The 13,497-nt window shown below is 28.5% G+C and carries 8 protein-coding genes; all 8 read left to right on the top strand.

Going from position 1 to position 13,497, the window contains the following annotated elements:
• Positions 1-118: 118 nt before the first annotated feature.
• The 8 genes from ACREV6_RS13640 to ACREV6_RS13605 all read left to right on the top strand — a co-directional run bounded on the left by ACREV6_RS13640 (position 119) and on the right by ACREV6_RS13605 (position 13,380).
• Positions 119-1,468 carry an NUDIX hydrolase N-terminal domain-containing protein gene (locus ACREV6_RS13640; RefSeq protein ID WP_431578587.1) on the top strand — a complete coding sequence of 450 codons (1,350 nt, stop codon included), beginning with the start codon at positions 119-121 and terminating at the stop codon, positions 1,466-1,468.
• A gap of 22 nt (positions 1,469-1,490) precedes the next feature.
• Entirely contained in the window at positions 1,491-2,117 is a 627-nt protein-coding gene (locus tag ACREV6_RS13635) for an HD domain-containing protein (protein WP_431578586.1), read from the top strand.
• A 213-nt stretch (positions 2,118-2,330) separates the two neighbouring features.
• Complete coding sequence (locus ACREV6_RS13630) at positions 2,331-2,921, top strand: GNAT family N-acetyltransferase (RefSeq protein ID WP_431578585.1); 591 nt, start codon at positions 2,331-2,333, stop codon at positions 2,919-2,921.
• Positions 2,922-2,937: 16 nt separating this feature from the next.
• Complete coding sequence (locus tag ACREV6_RS13625) at positions 2,938-3,666, top strand: GNAT family N-acetyltransferase (RefSeq protein WP_431578584.1); 729 nt, start codon at positions 2,938-2,940, stop codon at positions 3,664-3,666.
• A gap of 118 nt (positions 3,667-3,784) precedes the next feature.
• Positions 3,785-5,053, top strand: coding sequence for an RNA-guided endonuclease TnpB family protein (locus ACREV6_RS13620; RefSeq protein ID WP_431578583.1), 1,269 nt, complete (start codon positions 3,785-3,787; stop codon positions 5,051-5,053).
• Positions 5,054-5,208: 155 nt separating this feature from the next.
• Positions 5,209-5,433 carry a hypothetical protein gene (locus ACREV6_RS13615; RefSeq protein WP_431578582.1) on the top strand — a complete coding sequence of 75 codons (225 nt, stop codon included), beginning with the start codon at positions 5,209-5,211 and terminating at the stop codon, positions 5,431-5,433.
• Between the two features lie 393 nt (positions 5,434-5,826).
• Positions 5,827-8,874: an insulinase family protein gene (locus ACREV6_RS13610; protein WP_431578581.1), complete on the top strand. Its 3,048-nt coding sequence runs from the start codon at positions 5,827-5,829 to the stop codon at positions 8,872-8,874.
• 180 nt (positions 8,875-9,054) lie between these two features.
• Positions 9,055-13,380 carry a protein kinase domain-containing protein gene (locus tag ACREV6_RS13605; RefSeq protein ID WP_431578580.1) on the top strand — a complete coding sequence of 1,442 codons (4,326 nt, stop codon included), beginning with the start codon at positions 9,055-9,057 and terminating at the stop codon, positions 13,378-13,380.
• Positions 13,381-13,497 lie beyond the last annotated feature (117 nt).

Below are 13,497 nucleotides of genomic sequence, written 5' to 3'. Positions count from 1 at the left end.
CATAACTTTTATATTAAAAGTTATGCTTGCATGTGACCTAACGTCATCATATATAGTAACATTATAGTTTTAGTTAAATTTTAATGGTAAAAAATAGATTTTAGGAGATGTGAGAATAATGAAAGAAGTTAACATTTCAGAATTTAACAATAATATTAATGTCTACTATAACAATGAAAAAATTACTTTGCCCCAAAACTATAATGATGAGGTTGAAAAATATTGGGATTCATTATTACAAAGTGGTAAAAAATTTTTCAGAGGTGATTCATACACAATTACAAAGATAGAAACTAATTATGGTTGCGTAAACATTTATGTTCAACTAACAGATTATGCACATTTTGTATATACCATATATAAAAACACTTATACAGAACATGATTGCAGAGTTATTTACACTTCTGTATTAGTTGAAACAAGCGATAAAAAGTTTGTTTTAGGTGAAATGAATGTAGGAACAGCTTTTCCACATAAATTAGGATTCATAGGTGGAGGCATAGATGAAAATGATATTAAAGGTAAATTATTAGATTTAGAACATAATATTAAAAAAGAAATCTTCGAGGAACTAGGTATAGATGTCACAAATAAAAACATAGTAAAAGAATTAAGACCATACCTTTTAAAAAGTGGTGGTGATAATAATTTTTTATCTGCTATTTTTAAAATGGATTTATTAATTGATGAAAATCAGTTTAGAGATATGTTTAATAATTATAATAAGAGATTAATTTCAAAGGGGGAGGATCCTGAAATAAAATCATTAATATTTATACCAGCTAATATAAAATCAGTAAACGATTTTATAAGTATTGATACTAGAGAAAAAGATAGTAATGTAGATCCTACTTTAATTGCAGCCACAAAAATGAAACAAGATAAATATATTTTAGATTTGTTAGATGAGATAAGGAGTATGGGTCAATTAGGACTGTGTTTTTGTAAAGATGAATATGATAAACAAAGATATAATAGGTTAATGGAGTTAGCCTGTGAAGGCTATTCAAAGATATGTAAAGAACCTCAAAATATTATTTTAGAAAGATTTAAAAAAGAATTAGGTTATATAACCCCTAAAATTGGTGTTAACGGTATAGTATTTGATGAAGATTATAATATTTTATTAGACAAACGTTGTGACGATAAGTTATGGGGTATACCTGGAGGTTGGGCCGAAAGTGGCGAAAGTCCTGAAACTTCAATAAAGAGAGAATTATTTGAAGAAACAGGATATGAAATAGAAGTAGAAAATATTATTGATATATTTACTCGATTACCTGGTGACTTTGGACAACCGCATACCTCATATCATATTTTATATTTGTGTAAAATTAAAGGTGGAAATTTAAAGGTGTCAAGTGAAAGTGTAGAAGTTGGTTTTCATAATATTAGTGAGATAAAAGAATGGCATAGAGACCATTTTGCTATGGCTAAGAAGGCTTATAGTGCTATACAAAGGAGTTAGAAATACTGAGAGGAGTTTATAAATGAAAGTACCTACTTTAAAACAAGCAACTGAATTTATCAAATATGCCGAGGAAAAGAATCCTGGAGAATGGATAGCGCATTCATATAATGTAGCGAAAGCAGCTAAATCTATTGCAAGAGAGTGCACTGATTTAGATGGTGATATTGCCTATGTATTAGGATTACTACATGATATAGGTAGATACGAAGGTCCTGTGAAAATGCATCATTCTATAAGTGGATATGACTTCTTAATGAGCAAAGGCTATGATGATGCTGCTCGCATAGCCTTGACACATTCATTTATACTACCAGATATTAGAGGTTATGCTGGTGGAGCTGATTGTACTGAGGTTGAAGTAACTTTTATTAAGGAATATATAAAAAACACAACTTATAATGATTATGATAAGCTTATTCAGTTATGCGATGCAATTGCTTTACCTGAGGGTATATGTTTGATGGAAAAAAGACTAGTAGATGTAGTTATGAGATATGGTATAAATGATTTGACTTTATTAAAATGGAAGACTCAATTGGGTTTAAGTGCCTATTTTAGCGAAAAAATAGGTAAGTCAATTTATGAAGTTTTAGATGGTGTTATTGAAACGACTTTTGGATTCAATACCATGATTGAAAATAAGTAATATTTATAGATATACGTAACATAGATTCTTATATTTTATTAATATAGGTTAGTTAATAAGCCAATGCTATGGTATCAAATAAATATTTGATACCATAGCATTTTTTATTATAATGCTTAACTTTAATTCTGTATGGTTTCTGGGCTTTGAATAAGATTATTTTGATGTTAAACTTCTAATATATGATTTATAGATTTAAAGGGGGCAACTATTATGAGAGAAATAGTATATGAAAATTATTTTTGGCAAAATGATTTAGTAAGGTTAAGAGCTTGGAGTCATGAAGATTGGGAATGGGACTATTATAATAATTTTGATACTTCTGCAATGAGATTAGGAGACTGTGAAGTTCCATTTCCACCAACAGTCTTAGAATCTAAAAATTTTTCGGAGAAAATTGCGAACTTATCTAATAATACTGGGAGAACTTATTTTGCTATAGAAACATTAGAAGGCACTATTGTTGGTAGAATTAATTTTAATAATAATGATGAAAGAAATGGAACCTTTGAAATTGCTTTGTTAATTGATAGAGATTATAGAGGTAAGGGATATGGAACAGCTGCCATGAAAATACTTCTTCAATATGCTTTCATGGAGAGAAGATTAAATAAATATTGTGGGAATCTTTTGGAGGGAAATATAGAATCTGTTGCCATGCACAAAAAACTAGGGTGTCAACAGGAAGGGCTTTGCAAAGAAAATATTTATACAAATGGACGATATTGTGATGAAATTCTATTTGGATTGACAAAACAAGATTATTTAAAAATGATAGATTTTACTAATTGCACCAAGAGGTAATTAAAGGAGACATATTGTGAAGGATTATATAATAATAAGCGATTATATGGATAATGAAAAATGCAGACTAAGTTTTAATAAATTATCAATGGATATTTTTGAATCTGATCCTGAGAAATGGTATGAAAAAAATATTTACTATGATAGATGTAATTTTTACTCCTGTCTATATGAAGATGAAGTGGTTGTAAGTATATCTGTAAATAAAATGGATTTACTTATAGACGGACAAAAGAAAAGCGCATTACAGCTGTCTGGGATAATGACACATCCGGATCATAGAAACAAAGGATTATCTGCAGCACTAATTAATCATATTATAGAAAAATATGAAAACGAATACGATATTATTTATCTTTTTGCCAATAATAGTGTTTTAAGCTTTTATACAAAGTTTGGATTTAAGCAAATCATTGAAGGTGCCTATGAATTAGATGCAAATCAGATAAATAGAAAAGAAAGCATGATAAGAAAACTTAAAATTCATGATGAAAATGACTATAACACTATATTAAGAATTATAGAAAATAGACAACCTCTATCTAAAAAACTTGGAGTATTTAATGATTTATGGCCTCTACATATTTTCTGCATGTATGTATATACCGATAGTATGTACTATTTAGAAGAGGGGGATACAATAGTAATTACAACTAGACAAGATGGCTGCATTCATATATATGATGTATTAAGTCTAACACCAATTGATAATTGGACCGCGCACACTCGTGACCTTCAGTCGTGAGTTAGCGGTTCTTTTTAGTGGAAACTAAAAGATAATATTATTTTGTTTTAAATAATGTTTTTTATGAATATTTGGTTATAATAGATATACAGATTATTTAATAAAAGAAGGTGCTACAATGATTATCAAAGCTTATAAATATAGAATTTATCCAAGTGAAATTCAAATTGAACAATTACAAATTAATTTTACTGCAAAGCGATTTGTTTGGAATTATTTTTTGAAACTTAATATGGATAGATTTGAAGCTAAAGAAGGTATTTTAAACTATAACAAAATGTCAGCACTTCTTACTAAATTAAAAAATGAGAATATATGGCTTAAAGATGCTGAAAAGTCAGTTCTTCAAAATACATTAAAAGATTTGAGTACTGCGTGCTTAAGGTACTTAGAATCTGATTTTAAGTGGTCTAAGAAAACTATAGAACATGCAGCTCGAACAGGTAAAATATTAACATTTTATGACTATGATAAACATCCTAAATTTAAATCATGGAAAGATAATTATAAATCATGTGAAATGAATTTTACAACAACCACTGCGGGGGGCAATATTCGTGTAAAAGAAAAGGAAATTAAATTTACATCTAGCAATAAGTATAAAAAACAGAATTGTAAAATACAACTACCAAAACTTAGTAATGTTAAAATAGCTTACAGTAGGCAATTTCAAGGTAGAATATTGAGTGCTACGGTAAGTAATGATGTAGATGATAAATACTACTTAAGTTTATGTTGCACAGAGGTTGAAATTGAAATGGCAATTAAGACTAATGAATTTGTAGGACTAGATGTAGGCATAAAACATTTTCTAACTACATCTGATGGTAATAAAACAGATAATCCTAAATATTATAGTAAGTATGAAAAAAAACTTCTTAAAGAACAACGAAGGTTAAGTAAGAAAAAATTTATGCAAGATATAACTACTAATAAAACACGAAGTCAGAAATTTCTTAAACAGAGAGTTAAAGTAGCTAAAATTCATAGAAAGATAGCTAATTGTAGAGAAGATTTCATACACAAATTAACTACTAAGCTAGTAAATAAATATGACATCATTTGTATAGAAAACTTAAATGTTAGTGATATGATTAAAAATCATAAATTTTCAAAGTCTATAGCAGATGTGTGTTGGTCGAAGTTTAGAACAATACTTACTTATAAAAGTATATTTAATGATAAAAATGTTATAGCGGTTGACACATTCTTTCCAAGTAGTCAGTTATGTAATGTGTGCCACCATCAAGAACTAAGTATAAAAGATGTTAATATACGCAAATGGATATGTCCTAAATGCAAAACAGTTCATGATAGAGATAAAAACGCTGCGGTTAACATATTAGTCGAAGGCTTAAGAATATATAAGGAAACAATTAGCGCATAATAAGTAACATTACTTTAAATATAGATAAATACTAATGTACCTGTACGTCAGGAATTGGCGGAATTTAAGCTCTTAGAGTAGAGAGGTAACTTTCTACGATGAAGAGGGAAACCCTCTGGAAAGGCCTAAGCATTTAGTCCATGTGGTTTATTGTAATGGATGGAATCACGCTTCTTCAGATGTGTGTAATTCAATTAGATATTATTATTGAAAAAATTGTAACCATAGATGATGATAAAATAGAATTTCATTTTATTCCTGAAAGCAATAAATACAATATACTTAAAATTTCAAAGGAGAGAGCAGATGACTGGTTGTTTGTACGGTCTAATAATACTTCATTTAATGAAGTGTTATTTCCAATGACTTCTCAGACATAAAGCATATACAATTATAGTTTTTTAATATGCAAACTTAAAAATTCACAGTATAAATCAGAGATGATTTACACTGTGAATTTTAGGCATTATATGGTATTATTGTAATATATAATCAGCAATAGTCGTAATATATTACTATAAAAGGAAGGGGTTGATTTCACGTATTGGGATATAATAATTACAATTTTTTAAGTAGGCTCGGAGAAACAATACATAACATATAATGGAATTAAAGTAATAATATTTATATTTAAGAAAAAAATAGAAAAAACTATTTACTAGTAGTAAATTAGAATATATAATAGTTAATGTATTGATAATTGAAAATAAAACATACTAATTATAACAAGAAAATATTAGTGCTATAAAAAAATATATTTAAGGGGGGAACAAATGAAAAGATTAACGAAAATAACTTCTATATTATTGGCAACTGGATTATTACTTAGTAGTTTTAGTAATGTTGCACAAGGTGCACAAGCTAAATACGGAACCTCTATAAGTGTTAAGCAAGACTTAGAAATAGGCAAAACTATATCAGGATTTAAGCTAGAATCTAAAAAATGGATTGAGGATATACAATCTACGTCCATGATATTCAAGCATGTTAAAAGCGGAGCAAAACTCATTTATTTACAGAATGAGGATGAAAACAAGGTGTTTTCAATAAGTTTTCGCACCCCTGTGAATGATAATACTGGTGTTAATCACATTATTGAACATTCAGTTTTATGTGGCTCAAAGGAATATCCTGTTAAAGATCCATTTTTAACTATGGCTAAGCAATCATTGAATACATATATAAATGCTCTTACAGGCACAGATTTTACAATGTATCCAGTGGCAAGTAAAAATGAAAAGGATTTCAATAATTTAATGAGTGTGTATTTGGATGCAGTATTCTATCCAAATATAACTAAAGATCCTAGAATACTTAAACAAGAAGGTTGGCATTACGAGGTTGATAGCAAAACAGGTGAGCTAAATTATAATGGAATAGTATACAATGAAATGAAGGGCAATTATTCATCTCCTCAGGTAATACTATCGAATACTATTAATGGATCACTTTTTACTGATAATTCATACAGCTTTGAATCCGGTGGTAATCCCGATAATATTCCTGATCTAACTTACAATAAATTTATAGAAACCTATAACAAATACTATGTTCCAGCGAATAGTTCTATATATCTGTATGGAAAATTAGATATTGAAAATACTTTAAAATTTATGAATGATAATTATCTAAGTAAACTCAAAAAAACAACTGTAGATAGTGTAATTAAATTACAAGAGCCTTATGAAAGAAAGGTTGAAAAAACAGCATTGTATCCAGTAGCTAAGGATGCAAGTGTAGAAAATATGACTTACCTATCATCCAACTATATGATGAATAAGGTAACAAATGTAGAAGAAGTTTTAGGGTTTCAAATTTTGCAAGCAATCCTTTTAAATACTGAAGCTTCACCTTTAAAGAAAGCATTGGTAGATAGTGGTATTGGAACTAGTTTTTACGGGAGTTTTAATATATCAACGCAGCAACCAATCTTCAGTATATTTGCAAGCAATGCAAATGAGTCAGAAAAATACAAATTTGAGAATATTATTGATGATACTTTAAAAAGGGTAGTGAAAGACGGCTTTGATGAAGAATTAGTAAATTCAGTATTTACTGCTGTAGAATTTGGAATGCGTACTCAAAATTCAGATGCTAATAGAGGTATGAATTACATGTATGGTGCTATGAACTCATGGAACTATGATATGAGTCCTACAGAATATTTGGAGATAACTCCAGCACTTAATTTAATAAAATCTAAAATATCTCAGAGGTATTTTGAAAAACTAATCCAAAAATATTTATTAGACAACAAACATAAGTCATTAGTTGTGTTAAAACCTTCTAATGGATTAAATGAAAAAAAAGAACAAACGCTAAAAAATAAACTTGAAGAGTATAAAACATCACTATCAGAAAGTGAGTTAACTAAGATTAAAAAAGACACGCAGGAACTTAAAAAGTGGCAAGAGACAGAGGATTCGAAAGAGAATGTATCAAAGTTACCAACGCTTTCCCGAAAGGATTTAAATTCAAAAGCAGGAGAAATTCCAACAATAGAAAAAGTAGAGGAAGGTATAAAAGTCTTAAGTCATCCTATGTTTACTGATGGCATTACTTATTCTAATTTCTATTTTGACAGTTCAAAAGTGCCCCAAGACCAAATATTATATTTAAAGCTACTTGCTAATGTTTTAGGAAGTGTAAGTACTGAAAAATATGACATTATGCAACTTTCAAATAAAATGATGAAGGATACTGGTGGAATTAGCTTTAATTCAACAGCATTTAAAAATAATACTGATACCCAAGGATACGCTCCTAAGATGAGTGTTTCAGTAAATGCCATGAATAGTACATTACCAAAAGCCCTGGAGCTTTTAGATGAAATAATAAATCATAGTGTGTTTGATGATAAGAAACGAATGAAGGATTTAATTAAAATGGTAAGAACCAATTATGAATCTATGTTTGTGAATGGAGGTAACAGCCTAGCAATAGCACGCACATTATCTTATTTATCAGATAGTGGTAAGTATAGTGATTTAGCTTATTTACCTTATTATGATTTTATTTGTGATTTAGACGATAAATTTGACGCTAAATTTGAAGAAATGGTAAAAAAATTAAATAGTGTTTCCGATATTGTATTTAACAAAGAGGGATTAGTTGTAAGTTATACTGGTGATGAGAAAAATTATGCTGAATTTACGAGCAGTCTTAATTCTATTGGAAAAAAAATTGAGGATAAAAAATTTCCGAGGCAAGAATACAAATTTGATTTTTCAAAAAAGAATGAGGCTTTTGTGATACCATCTCAAGTACAATATGTGGTTAAGGCTGGAAGTATTAAAAGTGCAGGCTACAAATATAATGGAAAGATGAAAGTTATTGAAAATATTTTAAATAGTGATTATTTATGGCAGGAGCTTAGAGTAAAAGGGGGTGCCTATGGTGGGTCTATGATGTTTACAAAGGAGGATGTATTATTCTATTCCTATCGCGATCCAAATTTAAAGGAAACCTTAAATACCTTTGATGGAGCTGTAAAATTTTTAAGAAACTTTAAAGCGGATGAAAAAGAAATGACTAATTATATTATAGGAACAATAGGAAGTATGGATGGATTAACAAGTCCTTATGATAAAGGCGTAATAGGAGATAATATGCATTTTTCAGGCACAACTAAAGAAGATATTCAAAAGCTACGTGATGAGGCATTATCAACTACGCAGGAGGACATAAAAAACTTTGCGGATGTATTAGAAGCTGTAATAAAACAGAATTTATACAGCGTTGTTGGTAGCGAATCTAAAATAAATGAAAATAGTGATTTATTTGATAAGATTATAGTACCTATTAAAAACCCTAAACAGTAATATTTACTAGGAAGTTGTTGTAATTAAATATGGATTAGAAGGCAAAAAAAATCCAGTGGAATTCTACTGGCTTTTTTTTAGATGCCTCCTATTAAAATTATATATGGTGCTATAGTATGTATAAATGATATGTTATAATGTCAATAACTAGTACATTTACAATTAAGGAAGTGCTTAGTAATGAATTTAATTAACAACAGATATAGAGTAATTACAAAGTTAAGCCAAGATAGGATTAAGTCATCATACCTTGTTTCCGATGTGATAAATAATTATGAGAAAATACAATTTAATATTATTAATTCTGAATTTGCATCAGAAAGTTTGATAGATTTGTGTGTGGCTGAATTTATAACACTGATAACTATAAATCATGCAAATATAAGCAGCGTTTTTGACTTTGGGTTGGTACACACTGTTGATAATAAAAAAACAAATAGTAGTGAATATTTCTACACAAATGATTATATAGAGAATACGAAGGAGTTACAGGAATTAACTGTTAATATAAATGAAGATGATATTATAGATATATTTATGCAATTATGCATGGTGGTAAATTATTTACATCTTAGAGGCTTTATTTATGAAGAATTGAATACTAACAATATAATGATTTCTTATGAAAACAATAAATATAATATTATCCTTAAAGATATACCAACTATAGAAATCGAAAAACAAGACTATGGTCATAATAAAGTAGGGCAACTTAACTTTAGGGCACCTGAGCATATTATAGATAATAAAAAAGCCATAGCCTCGGATATTTATTCTATGGGAGTAGTACTTCTTGCTTTATGTAAAATTGATATACATCAAAATTCTAATATACATCAAAGTATTCTAAAGCTTACGAATAAGGTTAAGGGTCAATATAGTGAATGCAGTAAAACCTTAGATTTTTATAATAATTTAATAAGAATTATTATAAAAATGACCAAACAAAATTTAAGCAACCGCTATAATAATATAAATGAAATAGTTGAAGACATAAATGAATTTTTTAATAAGAAATATAAGCCTTTTATAATTGATGATATTGAAAAGTTGAATTTTAATACTAAAATATTAGGTAGAAATGCTGAAGTCACTAAAATAATGAGTGCTTATGAGGATTTAATTAAGCGTAATGCATCAAGTGAAATTATACTCGTTCATGGTGAACAAGGTATTGGAAAAACAAGACTCTTAAAAGAAATTGAGCATTTACTTTATATGAAAAAAGCTAATGTGTATTCTAGCTTTTCCATAGAAAATTTCAATAGTAACAATAATAAAAGTAATAGGGCATTTATAGATATATTAAAGAAAATAGTATCTATGTGTGATGAGGAAATAGTAAAAAGATACCAAAGTGAATTAATAAAATTCATTCCAGGACTTGGCATAGAAAATAATGTTGTGGCTTCAGAAAGTTTAGTAGGTAGTAAAGATAAATATAGGCTAATTAGTAGAATATATAGCTTTATTGGAGAATGTATTAATAATAAACCCACCATTTTCATAATTGATAATGCTCATTATTTAGATGAATTTTCACTGGAACTTTTAGAGTATATAAATGTGAAAAATTATAAGGAGCAAACTATAATGATTATTTTATCTTATAGTGATGGGGAGTATAGTGAAAATAATAAGCTCCAACAGTTATTAAATAAAAGTTTTTGTAACATGAATCTTTATTTAAACAATTTAAACAATGAAGAAACTGCCATTATGATTCAAGAAATACTTAGTATGCCTCAAGTACCCAGTGAATTTGGGAAAATAGTATACGCAAAAACCTATGGCAATCCATTATTTGTGGAGGAAACTTTAAAAGATTTCGCAGCTAAAAAAATCATTAGTATAAACGAGAATAATGGTAAGTGGCATACTCCTTTTGAAACCCTTGATGAAATTCCAATTGCGACTACAATGGAACAAGCACTACTGAATCAAATAAAGGAAATTAATCAAGACAGCTATGAGATTCTAAGTACTATTGCTATTTTTAATACTGCTATTTCAATCGGAGTTATTGAAAAGATTTTTATTGGTACTGAAAAAAGGATAGAGGATTATATTGATGAATTATGTTCTAAAGGAATTTTAATTAAAAAAATTGAGGATATGGGTTTTGTATTTGATTTTACTAATAAGGTGCTTAAAAATCTAATATATAATAGGTTAAGTGAACAGCAGCGGAAAGAGAAACATGAGTTTGCAGCTTCGGTGCTTGAAAATTTATTTCAAGCTGAAGGGAGAGAAAATAAAGAAGAGCTTATATATCATTTAGAAAAGGCTAAGGATAAGAAGAGGCTTGTGAAATACTGTCTTGAACTTGCAGAAAAAATGAGATCACTTAGAATAATGGATGAAGCAATTTCTAAGTATGAAAAAGCATTATTCATGTTGTCTGATGAAGATGGTCAAAACAAAAAAGTGGAAATTATTCTTAAAATAGGTGATATTTACTTAGAAATGGGAAATTTATCAGGTGCGTTAAAAACTTATAAAAAAACATATAGATGTTCAATGGATTTAGTGGAAGAAAAAATCCAAGTTGATTGTGCAAATAAAATTACATGTACATACATAAGAAGAAATGAAGTAGAAAAAGCAATCAAGTATATAAAAAAGTCTGAATCACTATTGCTAAATATGGAGTACATGGAAGGTTATCTTGAAAATAAAAAAAATCTTGTTAATGTATATACGGCAAAACAGGATTACCAGAAGGTCTATGAAATATGTACTAGTTGTATAGAAAAATGTGGAAATAATTATATAAAGTACAAAGGTCTTATGTACAATAATCTTGGGATAATGTATTCGGAAACTTCCAAAGTAGTTGAGGCATTAGAGTGTTACAGAAAGGGACTTTTGTATTTTGAAGAAATAAATTACCCAGAAGGCATGTGTCGTTGTTTAAATAATCTAGGGGTAATTTATGGAGACCATTATGGAGATAGTGAAACAGCTATTAGCTATTATAATAAGATCATAGTAATTTCGCAGGAAAATAATATTATAGAATCAGAGTTAATTGCTTTGGTTAATTTAGCAACTTGTTACTGCGATAAGTTTGAATATGATGTTGCATTAAAATACTTTAAAGATGTATTGGAAAAATCGAAAAACATCGAATTAGAAGGTAATATATTTTATACCTATAACTACCTTTCCTACGTTTCTTTAAAAATGGGGAATAATAAGGAAGCATATGAATATCATTTACTAGCACAAAAGGAGCTGGAGCAATATCCTATACAAGGTAAAGAGATCTCGCTATATTATCAAATGGGAGCAGAACTTTGTTTTGGAATAGGGGATATTAAAGCAGCTTACGATTTAATAAAAAAAGCCTTAGAAATATACAATAATGATGGTACAACTCAAGGTGATAATAGTAAATTATTATTATTTGTTTTAGAAATATATAAATCTGAAAAAATAGAGGATTTAAAGAAAAGAATTGAATATGTAAAGACAATAATCCACGGATATAAGAATAATACGAATAAAATTAATGCACTATACGAGATTTGTATAGTTTTGTTTGAAAAAGGCTATGTGGAAGAAGCTATAAATTTATTTGATGTTCATTCTTCTAGTGAATTTGATAGTTTAGTTGATATAGTTAATATTAAAAAATTGTATTTAAAAGGGTTAATATATAAAGATAAAAACAAGATAAATAATTTAATGATAGCTTTGGATTTATCTAAAAAAATAAAAAATAAATTTTTTCAATGGAAAATATGTAGTGCTATTGGAGATTACTATTTTATGAAGCTAGATTATTTCTATGCAGTAAATTATTACTTTGAAGCCTGTGAGATAATTAAAGATTCTACGCTGCAATTGCCAGAGGAGTTAAGAATTAATTATATTAATTCTTTCAATATGATGAAGCCTTTTAATATAATTAAAGGAATGAGTAAGACTTACGAATATAACAAAATGTGCAATTTGGAAGATGGTAAAATCTCGATTTCAAACAATGAGGATTTAACAATTCTTTTTAATTACGGTGCCTTTACTGAAATATTAAATAATAAAAATTTTGTTAAATCGGCTCAAAAAATATACAGTTCCATTCTGCCAGCGGGGATTCACAATATAAACGATATAATTACTAATATGTGCGAGGATCCATTGCAAACACTAGACGTAATTACAAAACTTATTTCAAGTATGGTTTTATCCACTAGAAGTATAATTATTTCTGAAGGGAATGGCAATGAATGCTCAATTGTTGCTTCTAGTGATGGAAACAATGATATCACAGATATAAAGCTAATTTTACAAAGAGTACGGGAAAGTAAAAACTCTATACTAATTAGTGATGGGTTTAATAGCACAAAAAATACAGAATTCAGATTTATGCCCAGTGGTATGAAATCAATAATGTGCATACCAATTTTAAGAAAAAATCATTGTTATATAGAAAACTCAAAGGTGGAGACTAAAAGAGGTAATGAAACATATAAAAATGAAAATATAAAGGGTTATTTATAGTGCGCCAAGAAAGCTTGGCATCTACTTGTAGGGTGAAAGTCCCTATTGAGGAAGGTCTAACCAACCACTCATATCGAGTGTTGCGTTGAAGCTGGTAACAGCAATACGAAGCGTACA

Source organism: Clostridium sp., from assembly GCF_050717515.1.
GTDB lineage: Bacteria > Bacillota > Clostridia > Clostridiales > Clostridiaceae > Clostridium_AD.
Note: the sequence above shows the minus strand (reverse complement) of the source record. Positions and strands in the feature narration are given on the sequence as shown.